This is a genomic window from Paenibacillus sp. JMULE4, assembly GCF_013337105.1.
GTDB lineage: Bacteria > Bacillota > Bacilli > Paenibacillales > NBRC-103111 > Paenibacillus_G > Paenibacillus_G naphthalenovorans.
This window is the reverse complement of sequence record NZ_SGWF01000010.1, coordinates 1-18,064: the sequence shown is the minus strand read 5'-3', so window position 1 is coordinate 18,064 and position 18,064 is coordinate 1. Positions and strand designations below refer to the sequence as shown.

16 protein-coding genes are annotated in these 18,064 nt (G+C 51.1%); 1 reads left to right on the top strand and 15 read right to left on the bottom strand.

Going from position 1 to position 18,064, the window contains the following annotated elements; genetic code table 11:
- Window positions 1–75: 75 nt before the first annotated feature.
- From ymfI to EXW96_RS02240, 15 genes are all read right to left on the bottom strand, one after another.
- The gene (ymfI, locus tag EXW96_RS02310) at window positions 76–837 is read right to left on the bottom strand and encodes an elongation factor P 5-aminopentanone reductase (protein ID WP_054818114.1); all 762 of its coding nucleotides are present in this window, start codon (window positions 835–837) and stop codon (window positions 76–78) included.
- Complete coding sequence (gene yfmH / locus EXW96_RS02305; protein WP_174349769.1) at window positions 827–2,119, bottom strand: EF-P 5-aminopentanol modification-associated protein YfmH; 1,293 nt, start codon at window positions 2,117–2,119, stop codon at window positions 827–829. Before yfmH ends, ymfI begins: the two co-directional genes overlap by 11 nt.
- Window positions 2,120–3,424 carry an EF-P 5-aminopentanol modification-associated protein YfmF gene (yfmF, locus tag EXW96_RS02300; protein ID WP_054818156.1) on the bottom strand — a complete coding sequence of 435 codons (1,305 nt, stop codon included), beginning with the start codon at window positions 3,422–3,424 and terminating at the stop codon, window positions 2,120–2,122. It abuts the gene before it with no gap.
- 92 nt (window positions 3,425–3,516) lie between these two features.
- Entirely contained in the window at window positions 3,517–4,317 is an 801-nt protein-coding gene (gene sleB / locus EXW96_RS02295) for a spore cortex-lytic enzyme (RefSeq protein WP_174349768.1), read from the bottom strand.
- A gap of 120 nt (window positions 4,318–4,437) precedes the next feature.
- Complete coding sequence (locus tag EXW96_RS02290; RefSeq protein WP_174349767.1) at window positions 4,438–6,993, bottom strand: FtsK/SpoIIIE family DNA translocase; 2,556 nt, start codon at window positions 6,991–6,993, stop codon at window positions 4,438–4,440.
- Window positions 6,994–7,068: 75 nt separating this feature from the next.
- On the bottom strand, window positions 7,069–7,299 hold the full coding sequence (locus EXW96_RS02285) for a YlzJ-like family protein (RefSeq protein WP_174349766.1): 231 nt from the start codon (window positions 7,297–7,299) through the stop codon (window positions 7,069–7,071).
- Window positions 7,296–8,027 carry a ClpP family protease gene (locus EXW96_RS02280; RefSeq protein ID WP_062408020.1) on the bottom strand — a complete coding sequence of 244 codons (732 nt, stop codon included), beginning with the start codon at window positions 8,025–8,027 and terminating at the stop codon, window positions 7,296–7,298. The genes EXW96_RS02285 and EXW96_RS02280 overlap by 4 nt, the downstream gene beginning before the upstream one ends.
- Window positions 8,028–8,195: 168 nt before the next feature.
- Window positions 8,196–9,872, bottom strand: a complete 1,677-nt coding sequence (locus tag EXW96_RS02275; RefSeq protein ID WP_054818112.1) for a ribonuclease J — start codon at window positions 9,870–9,872, stop codon at window positions 8,196–8,198.
- 208 nt (window positions 9,873–10,080) lie between these two features.
- The gene (gene dapA / locus EXW96_RS02270; RefSeq protein WP_054818111.1) at window positions 10,081–10,956 is read right to left on the bottom strand and encodes a 4-hydroxy-tetrahydrodipicolinate synthase; all 876 of its coding nucleotides are present in this window, start codon (window positions 10,954–10,956) and stop codon (window positions 10,081–10,083) included.
- Between the two features lie 13 nt (window positions 10,957–10,969).
- Entirely contained in the window at window positions 10,970–12,196 is a 1,227-nt protein-coding gene (dapG, locus tag EXW96_RS02265; protein ID WP_074728461.1) for an aspartate kinase, read from the bottom strand.
- 98 nt (window positions 12,197–12,294) lie between these two features.
- Window positions 12,295–13,332, bottom strand: a complete 1,038-nt coding sequence (locus EXW96_RS02260; RefSeq protein ID WP_062408016.1) for an aspartate-semialdehyde dehydrogenase — start codon at window positions 13,330–13,332, stop codon at window positions 12,295–12,297.
- A gap of 42 nt (window positions 13,333–13,374) precedes the next feature.
- Entirely contained in the window at window positions 13,375–13,968 is a 594-nt protein-coding gene (locus EXW96_RS02255; protein ID WP_054818110.1) for a dipicolinate synthase subunit B, read from the bottom strand.
- 1 nt (window position 13,969) lies between these two features.
- Window positions 13,970–14,866: a dipicolinate synthase subunit DpsA gene (gene dpsA, locus EXW96_RS02250; RefSeq protein ID WP_062408012.1), complete on the bottom strand. Its 897-nt coding sequence runs from the start codon at window positions 14,864–14,866 to the stop codon at window positions 13,970–13,972.
- A 207-nt stretch (window positions 14,867–15,073) separates the two neighbouring features.
- Entirely contained in the window at window positions 15,074–15,529 is a 456-nt protein-coding gene (gene dut, locus EXW96_RS02245; RefSeq protein WP_256830222.1) for a dUTP diphosphatase, read from the bottom strand.
- Complete coding sequence (locus tag EXW96_RS02240) at window positions 15,522–16,772, bottom strand: M16 family metallopeptidase (RefSeq protein WP_074728459.1); 1,251 nt, start codon at window positions 16,770–16,772, stop codon at window positions 15,522–15,524. The genes dut and EXW96_RS02240 overlap by 8 nt, the downstream gene beginning before the upstream one ends.
- A 178-nt stretch (window positions 16,773–16,950) precedes the next feature.
- Here EXW96_RS02240 and EXW96_RS02235 point away from each other — a divergent pair.
- The coding region (locus tag EXW96_RS02235) for an ISNCY family transposase (protein ID WP_174349765.1) at window positions 16,951–18,064 on the top strand (1,114 nt) is incomplete at its 3' end.

Genomic DNA, 18,064 nt, shown 5'->3' with positions numbered 1-18,064 from the left:
CAATTCCTCCTTGTAAGAATGAATGGTCGTTGCAACTATAATGTCTGCAATAACAAAGGGGATTATACGGCAGGCTTACGTCAGCCAACCGCCGTTGGGGCTGATGATTTGTCCGGTAATATAACCCGATTCCGGCAAAGCAAGAAAATAAACAAGCGAAGCGATTTCGTCCGGACGACCGAATCGGCCTGCCGGAATTTCATTTTCGATGGCAGCCTTCTCCGCGGCATCAAACCCGGCCATCATCAGTGTATCCACAGCGCCGGGAGCCACAGCATTGACGGTAACCCCCGATGGCGCCAGCTCCTTGGCCAGCGCTTTCGTAAAGGCATTAATGCCCCCTTTGGCGGTAGAATAAGCGACCTCGCAGGAAGCCCCGGAAATGCCCCATATGGAGGATACATTGATGATGCGGCCGTATTTTTGAGATACCATATAGGGCATAAACTGGCGGGTCATGAGAAAGGTTCCTTTCAGATTGATTCCCATCATTTCGTCCCACTGCTCTTCCGTTACGTCGGCGAGCATTCCGTAATGCGATACGCCTGCATTGTTTACAAGAATATCGGGTATCATTCCGTGATGCAGCAGCTTCTCCTTCATTCGCTCCACCTGCTCCTGCGACCGCAAATCGGCAGTCACCGTCAGCACGCGGGCTCCCTGGCTCATACAGCTACGAGCGGTTTCATTAGCCGCTTCATGAGACTGCAGATAATGAATGACTACATTCAAGCGCGCAGAGGCAAAACGGCGGGCGATCGCCGCGCCGATGCCCCGGCTCGCCCCCGTGATCAATACCGTTTGTTCCGTAAATGGTTTGTTCGCGTTATGCTCCATTGGAATCACTTGTCACGATGGATGCCGCAAGGCGGTTCCAATCAAAATGGCTGTGAAGCAGCTCGTTCACATCGGCGTGCTGCAGCTCCTCGTAAACGGGCAGAATATCAAACAGCTCAATACCTTTAAATCGGTACTTAGTAAATTCATTAGAGATCGCTTCCGGTGAATTGAGCTGTCTCAGGAATGCGCCGATCTTTTTCTTCTTGCTTCGGTCAAAATCCGAGACGGCGATGCCTTCCGATTTGACACGGTCGATTTCTTCTTGGACCCGGGAAATTAATTTCTCAGGATCCTTTGTGTCTCCGCCCATCACGGTAAAGGCATAGTTTTCCGCTATGTTGTATTCCGAACCGAAGCTGTCGGAAATCAGCTGCTCGTCGTACAGCTTTTGATAAATGGCCGAGCTTGGGCTCACAAGGATATCAAGCAGGACCTTCATCGCCAGCTCCCGCTTCAGCATCTCCCGTCCTCTGAGCGGCTGATCCGGCTCCTTGCAGCCGAAGAGGCATTTAGGCAAAGAAACGGGCAGCACGGCCACCTTGCGCGGCGCCTTTACCGCGGCCGGTTCCTCATCGAAATATCTGTGGATTTCCCCTTGAGCTTTGAACGATTTGGCTGCCTGGTTTTGCCTTACCAGTTCCATGATTTCCTCCGGATCCACTCTGCCAACGACGAACAAGCTCATATTGCTCGGATGGTAAAAGGTATGGTAGCAATCATAAAGCATTTCTTTGGTAATTTTACCGATCGATTCCACCGTACCGGCGATGTCTATATGCACGGGATGGACATGGTACATCGTCTCGATTAACCCGAAATACACGCGCCAGTCCGGATTGTCCTTATACATATTGATTTCCTGACCGATAATGCCCTTTTCCTTCTCCACGTTCTCATCTGTAAAATACGGATTTTGAACAAAATTCAGTAGCGTAGTCAAGTTTTCCTTGATATGTCCGGTGGCAGAAAATAAATAAACCGTCCGGTCAAAGCTGGTAAATGCATTTGCCGAGGCTCCTTGCGCCGCAAATACGGAAAAAATGTCGCCCGTCGGCTCTTCGAACATTTTATGCTCGAGAAAATGCGCAATGCCGTCAGGAACTTTTCGCCGCTCTCCGCCTTCTACCTGAAAGTGATTATCGATAGAACCGTATTTTGTGGAAAAGGTAGCATACGTTTTTTGAAAGCCTTCTTTCGGCAGGATGAAAACGGAAAGTCCGTTCGGAAGCTGCTCCGTATACAATGTTTCTTTCACATGTGGATAAGGGATGACCTGCATTTATTCTCCTCCCTTGCGGTCGCGCAGGAAATAAATCGTATCAAGCTGAACCTTCTGCGCTATATTCCGGATTTGCTCCGGGGTCGTCTGTTCGACTTGTTCGATCAGCTTGGGAACCGTACGCTCCGCACCTGACAGACGGTTGTTGAAATCAAAAGCAATCCATTCGAATGCGGAATCCTGCAGCTCGCGCAAATGGCCCGAAATCATCGCTTTGGTTTGCTGGAGCTCCAAGTCCGATATCTTTCCTTCTTCCATTGCTTTTAATTGCTCTCTGATGATCGTAACGGCTTTCTCATAGTTTGCAATCTCAATCCCCGATTGGATCGTCATGATTCCTTTATGGCCGTCCAGACGCGAGGAAGCGTAGTAAGCCAAGCTTGCTTTCTCCCTGACATTCGTAAACAGCTTGGAATGCGGATAACCGCCCAGAATACCATTGTACAGCAGCGCAGAAGGATAAGATTCGTCCGCGTAGGATGTCGGTATGCGAAGTCCCATGTTCAGTTTGCCCTGACTTACGTCAAGCCGCTCAACCACTTCTTTGACCTGCGCCGCATTTCTGTGTTCGATCCTGAGACTGTACGAAGGAGCCGCGGAACGCTGCACCGAGAAATAACGGTCAATCCATGGAAGCACTTGCTCCAGATTCGTATTTCCGACAACATAGACATCCATAGGTGCGCTCTGCAGCAGTTCGTGAAACCGCGCCGTCAACGGCTCGGCTTCGATGGATTCCAACACATCAAGCTTGCCCAGCGGATGCAGCCGGTAAGGCTCCTCGCTGCACATTTCTTCAATGCAGCGCTCGGCCGCATATTTGACTTTGTCGTTTACGATCGCCTGCAGCCGTTTCTCCAGCGTGGTTTTTTCCGATTCAATATACTTTCGGACCAGCGTGCGGCCTTCGAGCGCAGGCTCCGTTATGGCGCCGCCCATAAACTCGATCGCCTGCTCCAGCAGCGAGCGGCTGCTCGAAACGAATTCATCCTGGATTACATCCATTCGGAACTGCAGCATTTGATAATCACCGCGTTTATAGATGTCAAAACCAAAGCCCGCACCGTACATGTCGTCCAACCGTTCCCGGAACTGCTTTGTCTGCGGGTAAGCTTTGCTGCCGCGCCGAAGAACGAACGGTATCAAAGCTGTCGGGGTCACCGTCTCCTCGTCAAGCGGACTGCCGATATACACCGATAACGCGAATGTCTTGAACTGCTCCGTCGGGAGCACATGTACACGTACGTTACGCACCGTACCTCGCTGAAATTGGGTATCCTTCAATGGCGAAACAACTCCTCTCATGATCGCGACCATCCGCCTTCCTTCACATGATCCATTATATTCCTCTATAAACAGAAGAAGCAACCGCAGCAGGGTTACTTCTACTTGATGCTTTATTTGCAGAAAATATGTTTTCCGATTTGTTTGACTTGAGGACGCGTCCAGATCCAGGCGGACGTCGCTGTCTCCGGATTGAAATAATACAGGCAGCCGTCGGTAGGATCCGAGCCGTTCAACGCGTCTTGAACGGCCTTGCGTGCCGTATCGTTTGGAGTCAGCCAGATTTGTCCATCGTCAACGGCGGTAAATGCTCTAGGTTGAAAAATGACTCCGGAAACGGTATTGGGGAAGCTTGGAGACTTCACGCGGTTTAAGATAACAGCCGCTACGGCGACTTGGCCGATATACGGCTCCCCGCGGGCTTCCCCGTACACAGCGTTAGCCATAATATTCAGATCCTGCTGTGACAATCCGAAACGCGTTGAGGGCGTCATTCCTGTCGGTGCCCCGGATGCCCGCTCCTGGCCGCCTCCGCCCGAGGCTTGACCCTGCCGTCCCCCGGTAACCCAAGGAGGCAAGTCCTCGGCTTTGGGCTTCCAGGCCTTCGTCGCTTCCCAAAGCTTCAATTTGGTTTTACTTCCGGCGATACCGTCAACCTTTAACCCGAACTCGGATTGAAACCACTTGAGCGCCTTTAAGGTCTGATAGCCGAAATCGCCGTCCACCCTTCCTTTATAAAAGCCCAAAAACTTAAGCCTTCCTTGAAGCTCGTACACATCCGCAGTGGAGGAAGCTCCATAACGGATTTCGTTCTTGCTGAACGTTTGCTCCGTGCTATAGCGATGCTTAAGTTCAAAACCGGCAAACAAAACGAAAATTAAACAAACGGTAATAACAACCAATCGTTTATTCATTGTAATCATACTCACCTTTCCCACTTCATTTTGGCAACCTTTTTACGGTTATTATGAGAAAGGGAGTCAGCTTCTATTCAAGCAGAATTGGTAATATCCGGGTGTTATGTACGACCTTCATCACGAGCTCATTCGGTTGATCTGATACTGCTCGAGGGAAACAAGCACTTCGCGAGGCTTGCTGCCTTCATACGGACCGACAATCCCGCGGGCTTCCATCGTATCGATTAACCTCGCCGCACGCGTGTACCCGACGCGCATCCGGCGCTGCAGCAGGGAAACAGAGGCTTGCTTGGCTTCCAGGATGATCTGAACCGCCTGATCATACAGCTCATCCTCAAATTCATTCTGCTCTTCCTGCTTTTCTTCCACTTGAGGCACCATGTCCTCGACATATTCGGCTTTTCCCTGCGTCCGCACGAAGCTCACAACGGCCTCGACCTCGGCATCGGACAGGAAAGCCCCTTGCACACGCACGGGCTTGGAAGCGCCCATCGGCAAATACAGCATATCCCCGCGTCCCAGCAGCTTTTCAGCTCCGACCGAATCGAGTATCGTCCGGGAATCCACCTGGGATGAAACGCCAAAGGCAATCCGTGAAGGAATATTCGCTTTAATGACGCCCGTGATGACATCGACGGACGGCCGCTGGGTTGCGATGATCAAATGGATCCCTGCAGCCCGAGCCATCTGTGCAAGACGGCAGATCGAATCCTCTACGTCGTTGGCAGCGACCATCATCAGATCCGCGAGCTCGTCCACGATCACCACAATATACGGCAGCGGAGCTCCCGTTTGGGTTTCCGTCAGCATCGCATTATAGCCCTCAATGTTTCTCGTGCCGCTCTTGGAGAACAGTTCGTACCGCTTCTCCATTTCAACGACAACCTTCTTCAGCGCCAAGGAAGCCCGTTTCGGATCCGTAACGACCGGAGCCAGCAAATGCGGGATGCCATTGTACACATTCAACTCCACCATTTTCGGGTCAATCATCAAAAATTTAACTTCATCCGGCTTCGCTTTATACAATATACTCGTGATGATGCCGTTGATGCAGACCGATTTTCCCGAACCCGTAGCTCCGGCAACGAGCAGATGCGGCATGCGCGCGAGATTGCCTACAATCGGCTGTCCAGAAATATCCCGGCCCAGTGTTATAGACAATTTGGAAGCGGCATCCTGGAACGTAGGGCTCTCCATGACCTCGCGCATCGTAACGACGGACACCTCGGTATTCGGCACCTCGATCCCGATAGCGGATTTCCCCGGAATCGGCGCCTCCATCCGTATGTCCTTGGCAGCCAGGGCAAGCGCAATATCGTCCGTTAAGCTGACGATTCGGCTCACCTTCACACCGACATCAGGTTGAATTTCATACCGGGTCACGGCCGGACCACGGACCACCTCAAGCACTTTCGCTCTAACGCCGAAGCTTTCCAGCGTCGCCTCCAGCTTACGGGCAACGGCTTTGTAATCGAGCGCATCGCTGCCTTTGCCTGACGACGGCTTGGATAACAGCTGGAGGGACGGAAGCTCGTAGGGAATCTCCAAAGGCTTGTTCTTCATATCGAAATCTTCCGTTCCGCCTTCGTGTTCGGCCGACTCTTGAGCTGCGGCTTTAGAGCCGGAGGAAGCGCCGCCTTCTCCCTTGGTTCCCGTGGCTAACACCGTCTCCTGCTGTACCTGCTCCTGGAAATCGCGGATAACCGGGATGGCAGGATCATTGAATTCAGCCACAGGAGGCTCATTTCCCGGCAGAAGCGATCGTTCATCCTCTGCTCTGGTATACACGGTCACCATCTCTTCCTCGCTATCGGAAGAATGGTCGGAGTCCGGACCTCCTGACACCTTATCAGCCGATTTGCTGCCGCCTTTGGAGGGATTTAACAGCTCGAAGAAAAGCGCGCGCTTCTTTCCGGACCCGCGGTTTTTCTTTTCCGGCTTGTACGTTTCCTCGTCATATTCTTCATCCGGTTCCGGAATATAAGCAACAGCCGGTTTTCTTTTCTTCACCTTATTGACAGCTTGCCTCCGCTGATGACGTTCCAGCAGCTTCCGTTTGATATACTGACCTAACAGCGTATCGGCAAAAGGCTTCCGGCCTCTTACCCGGTTGAGTACATCGCCCAGCGAGATACCTGTCACCAACAGAAACCCGGCAATAAACAACGTATACTGGATCAGCCGCGCCCCCAAATTATCAAACAAATAGTACAGAACGGAGTAGATCAAGGCGCCGATCATCCCGCCCCCTACCCCGGCAGTCAAAATTTCCTGGCCCTGCATCGTCGGTTCAAGTCCGTCAATCATGCCGATCCATGTTTGCGACCAGATTTGACCTGCGGTAAACTCCGCTTTTTCATAAAGCTGGGCAAACAGACTAATATGGCTCATCAGCAGAAGGGAAAGAAGAATCAGCAGCAGACCCGTTTTACGGGATGTCCTCCAGACCGGCCACGACCGCTTCATCATCGCATACAAGGCAGCGTATATAAACACTAACGGTATAACAAAGTCCCACGTTCCGATCAGAAAGCGAAACAGATAAGTCAGGGCGCGGGCTACGGAACCCTCACGGGATAAAGCGATGATTGACAATGTCAAAATCAATATGCCGTACAGTTCAAATTTCAAATTCGTTTTAAGTCCTTTGCCCCTCTTCCTCTTCTTGGACAAGACCGCTCACCCCCCGAGGATTCATTATACCATAAACTGGGGTGAAGCTGAATGTAAGGAATGTAAATTCGATCCTTAGCCCTGCAGAAACGGCTGAAATTCAATCATTCTTCCGGGTGCATACTGCGGGTTCAAATAGTCCTGCAGGTTGCAGCTGATTAAACGGACGATCTTCGCCTGCCGGGCATTGATAGGGTGCACCTGCATCGTGACTCCATTCATGACGATTTCAACCGGTCTTGGAAAGTCCTCATGATCAATGCCTTCCATCACTGCTTCAAGCGGAAGCACCGTATAATGAATCATTGGACCATTCCTCCCTGGGCTCTGCGCCGTTCTTCGATCATCTCGTTGAGCTTTTGAATCGCTTCCCCTACGCCGCCTAACGCGTCGATTAAACCATAGCGGACCGCATCCGATCCGATCACCGTCGTTCCGATATCCCGGGTCAGCTCCCCCGTTTTGAACATCAGCTCTTTGAATTTGTCTTCCTCGACTCTGGAGTGGCGTGTGACGAAACGAATAACCCTTTCCTGCATTTTGTCCAAATATTCAAACGTTTGCGGCACTCCGATAACCAATCCGTTCAGCCGGATGGGGTGAATGGTCATCGTAGCCGTCTCGGCAATGATGGAGTAATTGGCCGAAACGGCTATGGGAACGCCGATGCTGTGACCGCCGCCCAGAACCAGCGTCACCGTCGGTTTGGATAAGGTGGCGATCATCTCCGCGATGGCAAGCCCCGCTTCCACATCGCCGCCGACCGTGTTCAGAATGATCAATACGCCTTCGATTTTCGGATTTTGCTCCGCCGCTACCAACTGCGGAATGATATGCTCATACTTTGTCGTTTTATTTTGCGGAGGAAGCACAAGATGGCCCTCTACCTGGCCAATTATCGTCATGCAGAAGATATTAGACTCGTTGGTTGGAACATTCGTTTGTCCTAACTGCTGAATAGCATCGACTGTAGCGTTCTTTCTCGCGTCTTCTGTCATGGGCTGCGTCTGCTCTTGATTATTTTCAAATGCCATGTCACATTCCCCCTAGAGTGTTAAAATCTCCCCTTAGTATGATACGGGAGCGCAAAAATATGCGCCGAACCGCATAAAGACCGCTCTGCGTCGATGATGGACACAGGCGGTCTTTTTTCATGTAAGTGACATTTATTAAGTTAACGGTGCTATGACTGGTGGACAGTTTCAGACTTCCATAATAATAGGGAGAATCATCGGTCTTCTTCTGGTTTGTTCATATAAAAATCGTCCGAGCGCGTCCTTCACATGAGTTTTGAGAGACGCCCACTCATTCACATTTTCATTCATCAAGCGATGCAGTGTGCTGGTCACAATGCGGTTCGCTTCTTCAAGCAGCCCTTCCGATTCCCGCACGTATACGAAACCTCGGGAAATGATATCCGGGCCGGACAAAATCGCCCCATCCTGCTTGCTGAGTGTCACCACGACAACGAGAATTCCGTCTTGTGAGAGCAGTTTGCGGTCGCGCAGTACGATGTTGCCTACATCGCCCACGCCCAGTCCGTCAATCAGAATGTTGCCTGCCGGAACTTTGGAGCCCTTGCGCGCCACGCCATCTTGGATCTCCACGGTATCCCCGTTGTCCACGATGAAAATATCTTCCCGCGGTATGCCCACAGACTCCGCCAACATCCCATGCTGACGCAGCATGCGGTACTCCCCGTGAATCGGGATGAAATATTTAGGACGCATGATGTTGAGCATCAGCTTCAGCTCTTCCTGGCTTCCGTGTCCCGAGACGTGCACACCTGTGATGGAACCCGGTCCGTAAATCACATTTGCGCCGATCCGCATCAACTCGTCCACTGTACGTCCCACATAGCGTTCATTGCCCGGAATCGGTGTGGCCGCGATGATGACCGTGTCTCCCGGTAAAATGTCCACCTTCCGGTGGGTCGAACGCGCCATGCGTGTAAGGGCTGACATAGGTTCGCCCTGAGATCCTGTCGAGAGAATGGCAACACGGTCCGAAGCGAGTTTATTCACTTCTTCCGGCTCAATCAGCATGCCGTCCGGAATATGCAGATAGCCGAGCTCGCTCGCGATGCTTACTACATTCACCATACTGCGGCCGATCACAACGAGCTTGCGGCGAGTGCTCTCGCATGCGTCGATTACCTGCTGAATCCGGTGAATATTGGACGCGAAGGTTGCGATAATGACACGCTGCTTCGCTTTGCGGAACACCTCTTCAATCTCCGCCCCGACACTGCGTTCCGAACCGGTATAGCCCGGGCGTTCCGCATTCGTACTGTCCGATAACAGGGCCAGCACGCCTTTATGTCCGATGGCTGCCATCCGGTGGAGATCAGCATGCTGCTCGTTTACCGGTGTCTGATCGAACTTGAAGTCTCCGGTATGCACAACATTCCCTTCCGGAGTCTCCAAGCACACCCCGACCGAATCCGGAATACTATGATTCGTTTTGAAGAATGTTGCGGTCATGCAGCCCAGCTTCAATTCGGAATCGGCCGTAATGACGATTCGTTTGGTTTCGCCAAGCAGACTCGCTTCTTTTAATTTCGTTTCGATGAGTCCCATGGTCAATCTCGTACCGTAAACAGGTACATTCAAATGCTTCAGCACGTAAGGCAATCCGCCAATGTGATCCTCGTGTCCGTGGGTAATCAGAATGCCCCGGACTTTATCGCGATTTTCCGTCAGGTAGGAAATATCCGGAATCACGATATCGATTCCGAGCATGTCCTCTTCGGGAAATTTCAATCCGCAGTCAATCACTACAATATCGTTCGCGTATTGCACAACATACATGTTCTTTCCGATTTCACCTACGCCGCCCAAGGCGAAAATCGTTAATTTGTCTATATTTTTCTTGGACAAGTACATAAACCTCCTCAAATTAATTGACGACGATTCAGATATGAGCTAAAACCAAAAATATACCGCACCAGTCACTTGCCACCATTATACATGAACAAATTAACCATTTACAAGCTGATCAGCATCACGCCGTCCGCCGTTAGTTATTCGTATTGTATCCAAAAAAAAGAAAACCGATGCCGGAATGGCACCGATTCATTCGAAGACCTCATTCAAACAGGGATGCAATGAATTGTCCTTCTTGTTCGGTAACATTCACGAGAGGCAAACGCACGCCTCCCGTCGATACTCCTTTGAGTTGAAGCGCATGCTTCACCGGCGCAGGATTCGGCACGCGATGCGGACAGAAGAACAATCCTCTGAATATCGGAAGCAATTGACCGTGAAGTCTTGCCGCACCCTGTACATCTCCCTGTACATAACATCTTATCATATTTTGCATTTCTTTTCCAACTACATGGCTCGCTACGCTCACGATGCCATGTGCTCCAACCGACATGGCCGGAAGCGCAGCACTGTCGTCACCGCTGTAGACCAGGAAACCCGGAGCAGCTCCGCTTACGATCTGGGTCAGCTGATCCGTATCCGCACAGTCCTTCGTGGCAACGATATTCGGGATATGAGACAAGCGGATCGTCGTATCGGCGTCGATGTTCACACCTGTACGTCCGGGAACGTTATACAAAATGACCGGAATGTTTACCGACTCGGCAATCGCTTTAAAATGCTGATACAGACCTTCTTGAGAAGGACGGTTATAATAAGGAGCCACCAACAGCAGAGCATCTACACCGAGTTTTTCCGCTTCCCTGGATAAATGGATGGAGTGGGCGGTATCATTGCTGCCTGTGCCTGCGATAACAGGGCAACGACCATTGACATGCTTCACCGCGGTCCGGAAAAGCTCCAGTTTTTCTTCCTCCGTCAACGTCGGAGATTCCCCCGTTGTACCGCTAACCACGAGGCTATCGCTTTGCTGTTCGTCGATAAGGTAGTCGATCAATTTCTCAAACCCAGCGATATCTACTTTCAGGTCGGTATCAAAAGGCGTTACCATTGCCGTTATAAGTCTTCCAAAATCCACGACAAAACTCCTCCTACTTCATTGTTCTGTATAGTTTGAACTGCTTATGCAGCGCTCTTACGGCTCTGGCCATGTCTTCCTCCTGAACCAGCACCCAGATGGTGGTATTGGAGTCCGCGGACTGCAAAATTTGCACATCTGCCTCCGTCAGCGCTTCGACAATATGTGCCATGATGCCCGGAACGCCGTTCATGCCCCCGCCGATGATCGACACCTTGGCGCAATTCGGCGTAATTTGGGGACTGAGCCCCATTTCCACCAACGTATCGGCCGCCCGGTTGGCCTCATGATCAAAGACGGTATACACTACTCCCGAAGGATTCACATTGATGAAATCCACGCTGATTCGTTGACGGGCCATCGCTTTAAATACATTCAGCTGAAGGTCATAGCTGCCTTCCTTTGCCGATACGCGAATCTGTGAAATACCCGGCACATGGGCTATCCCTGTAACGAATCGGTCTTGAACGGTTCCCGTTGCAGCCTTGATCGCGTCAGGATGCGTGACAAGCGTACCCGGATCCTTCGAGAACGTGGAACGCACACGAACCGGAATACCGGCATGCATGGCTACTTCCACCGCTCGGGGATGAATGACTTTGGCGCCGAGATGCGCCATATTGCATATTTCCATATACGAGACGACCGACAGGGGCTGTGCGTCGTCAACGATTCGCGGATCAGCCGTCAATATGCCGCTCACATCGGTAAAGATATCGACAATCTCCGCGTTCAACGCAGCGCCCAGAGCGGTTGCAGACGTATCGCTTCCGCCTCGTCCCAGCGTCGTAAAATCGCCGTCAGCCGTTTCGCCTTGAAAACCGGCAACGATGACAACGTTTCCTTGGTCGAGCAGTTCAAGTATACGCCCCGGCTGCAAGGATGTGATTTGAGCGTTGCCAAACGTATCGTTGGTTCGTATTCCGGCTTGCGCGCCGGTCAACACCGTCGATGGAATGCCCGCCGCGTTCAACAGGCTGCATAAGGTCGCCGCCGAGATCAGCTCTCCGCAGCAGAGCAGCATATCCTGTTCCCTGTCAGGCAGCCGGTCTCCGTTCTGACGGATCCATTCCAGTAAAGTATCCGTTGCATAAGGTTCGCCCTTGCGTCCCATAGCCGATACGACAACTACTAGTTTGTATTCTTGCTTCAATGCGTCCTGGATATGCTCGATAACGTGTGCTCTGGCTTCAGCTGTGGAAAGGGACGTGCCTCCGAATTTCTGCACTAGGATCTTCATTAAGATCTCCCCTTCTTGAGTAGCCTTTCAAAGATAGAGCAAAAACCAAGCTTCCCGCATCATGCAGGAAGCCGATTTGGTGCCGAAGTTGTCCGTGATTATTTTTCGATCGCGATATATTCCGCGATTTGGACCGCATTCCAAGCAGCGCCCTTCAATAAATTATCGGAAACAATCCACATGTTCAGCGCCCGAGGGTTGCTCAGATCGCGGCGTACACGTCCAACGAATGTCTCCAGCTTGCCTGCCGCCTCCGTAGCGAGCGGATACAGCTGCTCCGCCGGATTGTCCTGCAGGACGATTCCCGGCGCTTCAGCGAGGATATTCTTCACTTCCTCCACGTCAAAGTCGCTTTTCAATTCGACATATACGGACTCCGAATGTCCATAAACGACCGGAATGCGCACGCAGGTGGCGGTAACCTCCAGAGATTCGTCGCCCATAATTTTTTTGGTTTCGTTGATCATTTTCATTTCTTCATACGTAAATCCGTTATCTACGAATTTATCGATTTGCGGAATGGCGTTAAACGCAATTTGATGCTTGACCGGAAGCGATCCGACCGGCAAAATTTGCGGTTCCACCGGCTGGCCGTCGAGTACGGCACGGGATTGGCGCAGCGTTTCCCTGATCGCGCTTGCCCCTGCACCCGATACAGCCTGATATGTGGAAACGATAATGCGCGAAATCCCGTAACGATCGTACAACGGCTTTAGGGCCTGCACCATTTGGATTGTCGAGCAGTTCGGGTTCGCGATGACTCCCTTGTTTTCATTAATCTTATCAATGTTCACTTCCGGCACCACTAGCGGTGTATCCGGGTCCATCCGGAAGGCGCTGGTGTTATCCACGCAGATCGTTCCGTGCTTGATCGCTTCCGGCACGAGCGCGCGGCTTACGTCGCCCCCGGCGCTGAACAAAGCGATATCCACATTCCGGAAGCTTTCCGGCTTGGCTTCTTCAATGGTAATTTCTTGACCCTTGAAATTGATTTTCTTGCCCGCTGACCGTGCGGATGAGAGAAGCTTGAGTTCACCAATAGGGAAATTCCGTTCGGCCAGCAAACGGATAATTTGTTCTCCTACAGCACCTGTTGCACCTACTACAGCGACATTAAACAATTTTTGATTCGACATGTGTACGTCTCTCCCCTATGATGATATAAGTAAAATGTATGATCAGTAATTAAACCGTTCAATCAGCATCGGCTGCAGCTGCTTGCCTTGAAGCGCCGCTTCGCACGTTTCCATAATCAAGTCCATCCGGGCCACAAGCGAATTCGGTTTGGCTTGCGGATTGTCCTGACCGAAAGGGACAAAATAAATATTCTTCGTAATGAGCAGCTTGCCCACATTCATCGCGTTCAGGCCCAACCCGTCATTCGTCGATATCGCCAGCACCAGCGGCCGGCCGTTGCGCATTTGCGCCTTCGCCGCCATCAGTACCGGGCTCTCTGTCATGGCATTGGCCAATTTACTTGTCGTATTGCCTGTACATGGAGCGATAACCAGTACATCCAGCAGCTTCGAAGGTCCGAGCGGTTCTGCATCTACAATTGAAGAAATAATATCATTTCCTGTGATCTGTTTCAACTGTTTTTGCCAACTTTCCGACGTTCCGAATCGCGTATCCGTCGTCATGATCGTATTGGATACAATAGGAATCACCTTGGCTCCGGCATCCACAAAACGCCGAATTTGCGGCATGACTTCTTCAAAAGTGCAGTGAGAGCCCGTCATAGCGTAACCTACCGTAAGACCCTGCCAATTCATTTTACCTATTCCTCCTTGAATTTGCATCCTCCATAATAATCCGCGTAATGGTGTCTCCAATGATGCGTCCTGCCGTTTTCGGCGCAACGATGCCCGGAAGCCCGGGGGCAAGGATCGCCTTGATTCCCCGTTTTTCGGCAAAACGGAAATCCGTTCCCCCCGGCTTCGAGGCCAGATCGATAATGACGGCTCGATGAGGAATGTTGGCTATAATCTGGGCCGTAATAATCATCGACGGAATGGTATTGAAAAGCAAGTCGACATGAGATACATTGGTGATCAGGTCCTTGGTATAAAAAGGGTTCATCCCCATTTCCAAGGCCCTGGCATAATATTCCGGTTTATTCACGCCAACCCTCACTCTGGCGCCCATGCCCTGCAGTGTTCTGGCTACCGTTATCCCTGTCCGGCCAAAACCAAGCACCATCGATTCGGAACCGTGCAGCGTAATATCCGTATTTTGAATCGCCATCATGATGGCGCCTTCGGCGGTGGGTATCGAATTGTATATGGCCACATCATCCCGGTCAAATAGCTCTATCAGCTCTATACCCTCCTTGGTACACAGTTCACGCAAGTAAGTCTTCGCCATGCCGGCAAATACCTTTGCCTTCTTCGGCAGCGCCGCTATATGTTTACCCTCTATACGCAATTCCTTTGACGCAAAGAGACTTTCTACATGTCCATAGTCGTCCGTACCTACAGCAGGCAAAATGACGGCATCCATTCCCTCAAGAACCTCGGGCGTCAGTTCTGCCTTGGTGATTCCGCTGAACCCGTTTTGCAAATTGTCGAATCCGATCAGCACTACGGTAGCATCCAGCTCGGAGCATTTGTGTATGACTTCGAGCTGACGGGCATCGCCGCCGATCAGCGCCACATGAATCCCGGTCAGCATCAATCTCACCTCTTTCTATGTCGCTTTCGATAAAACATCTTATGCGTAAGTCCAAAGATGGGTTCCAAGGGGCCGGCCGGGAATACAGCGGAACTCTGAAAAAATCCGGCTAATGCCCCTGCCGCATCTTCTCTTGAACAAAAAAAACGTTCTCCCGTTCCGAGCCGTGGCTTGGAATGGGAGAACGCCTTCTTCCGGGATATGATATTATTTTGTGCCCGTATGCCCGAAGCCTCCTGCACCGCGCACCGTATCGTCCAGTTCTTCAACTTCCGTAAGCCGGATTTGCGGCACCAGTTGGAAAACCATCTGCGCAATCCGTTCCTTCCGCTCGATGATGAAGGGCTCCTGACCGTGATTGATCAGCAGCACCTTCACTTCTCCCCGGTAATCCGCATCAATCGTCCCGGGGCTGTTGAGGGAGGTAATGCCGTGTTTGAATGCCAGCCCGCTGCGAGGCCGGATTTGCGCCTCCAGCTCGTCAGGCATGGCAAGCGCAAAACCGGTAGGAATCAGTGCCCGGGCGCCCGGCTCAAGCGTCACAGGCTCGGTTACCGCGGCATACAGATCGAACCCGCTTGCCAGCTGAGACATTTTCTGTGGAAGCGGGATATCCTCATTGCCCGGGAGACGCTTGATTCTAACTTCAAATGCATTAAACAAGGCGATCCCTCCCGAACCCGGCGATGGCTTCATCCGTTTGCCCTACCATTGCCAAAGCGAACGGCTCGGAAAGCAGCCTTGCCGTCAGCTGTTGAATGTGCTCCATCTCTACCCTTTCAATCCGCTCGATCATCTCATCCAAGCTGTAATGCTTACCCAGCATCAGTTCGTTCTTGCCGAGACGGTTCATACGGCTGCTGGTGCTTTCGAGACTTAGAATGAGACTGCCCTTCATTTGTTCCTTGCCTTTTTTCAGCTCCGCCGGCGTTAAGCCGTTTGCTTTCAAATCAGCGAGGAGCTCCATTGTAATCTTAAGCACCTCTTCTGTTTGCTTTGGAGCCGTTCCGGTGTAAATCGTGAACAAGCCGCCATCCTGATAAGCCGTATGATAAGAGTACACGGAATAGGCAAGTCCGCGCTTTTCGCGAATTTCCTGGAACAACCGGGAGCTCATCCCTCCGCCGATCGCATTATTCAGCAGAATCATCGCATACAGTTGATCATCCTTGGCTGAAAAACCCGGGAACGAAAGGCAGATATGGTTTTGTTCCGTCTTTTTCTGAAAATACTGAAGGTCGCTGCGAAATCCTGGCGGAGGCGTGATGCGGTCCCCGCCTTGAACGGAAAATTCACCGAAATGACGTTCAATCAGTTCAACGACGTTGTCATCTACATTACCGGCAATACTGACCACCGTATTCTCTATCGTATAACGGGATTTCATATAATTCTTGAGCGTATCGGAACTCATGGCCGCCAAGTTGTCCTGCGTGCCGATGATCGTATATCCGAGCGAGTGGTTGCCGAAAGCCGCTTTGGCAATCAAATCGTGAACCATATCGTCCGGCGTATCTTCATACATGGAGATTTCTTCATAGATTACATTTTTTTCCTTCTCCAGCTCCACGGGGTCAAACGTGGAACGGAAGAACATATCGGCTAATACTTCCACCGCCATCGGCAGATGCTCATCAAGCACTTTGCAATAATAGCAGGTATATTCCTTGGACGTGAATGCATTCACGTTGCCGCCGATACCGTCGAAAATTTCGGCAATATCCTTTGCCGAATATTTATCCGTACCTTTGAAGAGCATGTGCTCAATCAAGTGCGAGATACCGTTGTTCGTTTCATTTTCATCGCGAGATCCGGTTTTGACCCAAATGCCGAAAGCCACCGAGCGGCCTGTCGGTATTTTCTCTACCACGACTCTCAGCCCATTGTTAAGCGTATATTTGTCCAAGCCATCGAGCCTCCTTAAGTCCTGCTATGTATGATACGCTTGCGCATAATATTTAGATATTAACATTAATATTCAGCCGACTCAACCTTGGGCACCCGCTGCGGTGTTGTTCGTCCGTGATAATGTCACGTCATAACTGTTCTGAGATAATGTCACCATGGGACAGGAGACAATGACATTGACACAAGTAGAACTGAAAAAGGTATTAGTGGTGGAAAAGATTTTTGACGGTCGGATGACAAATAAGGAAGGAGCGGCGGCTTTAGGTTTGACAGAACGACAAGTTATTCGCCTCAAGAACAAATATCGATTTGGAGGAGCACAAGAACTTGCACATAAAAATCGGGGGAGAAAACCAGTACACGCGTTAACGGATGAACTGAAAGAACGAGTTGTTGAATTATTCAGAGAGAAATACCACGGGAGCAATAATTGCCACTTTGCAGAGCTGTTGGAGGAGCATGAATCGATATGCATCAGCCCTTCCAGCGTACGGAGAATTCTGTTAGATCGTGGAATCAAACAATCCAAGAAACGGAGGCGCAGTAAGGCTCATCGACCGCGTGAACGCAAACCACAAGCGGGGATGCTGTGGCAGATCGATGCTACACCGTATGCTTGGTTGGAAGATCGAGCCCCCTCTTTCGCTCTCCATGCAGCCATTGACGATGCGACCGGAACGGTAGTAGGCGCCGTTTTCCGTCCGACGGAATGTCGTGAAGGCTATTCCCTTGTCATGCAACAGGGCATCAAGGAGTACGGCGTACCACTGGGCCTTTACAGCGATCGCCATACGATCTTTCGCTCACCTAACGAGAAGTTAACGATCGAGCAGGAATTGGCCGGTGAAACGAAGCCCCTTTCCCATTTTGGCAAGGCGATGGCTGATCTACATATCGAGCATATCAAGGCCATTACACCGCAGGCTAAAGGCCGGGTAGAACGGCTATGGCAGACATTCCAAGACCGCTTGGTGATCGAACTGCGGCTGCTCGGTGTAAACACGCTGGAAGAGGCAAACGTCGTACTGCCAAGCCTAGTTCAAAAGCATAATCGCAAATTTGCCGTTAAGCCTAAAAAGGCGGAATCGGCGTATAGGAAGCTGGATCCGTCTGTGAATGTAGACCATGTGTTTACCATTCGTGAGTACCGTCAGTTAGGGCACGGAAATACACTTTCATACAACGGAAAAATTTATACGTTTGCTAATCCCTATGACTTCCGTACTGAAGCCAGAACAACGGTGGAGGTACGTGAAACGCTCTCCGGAGAAGTGCTCGTTTGGCACAAAG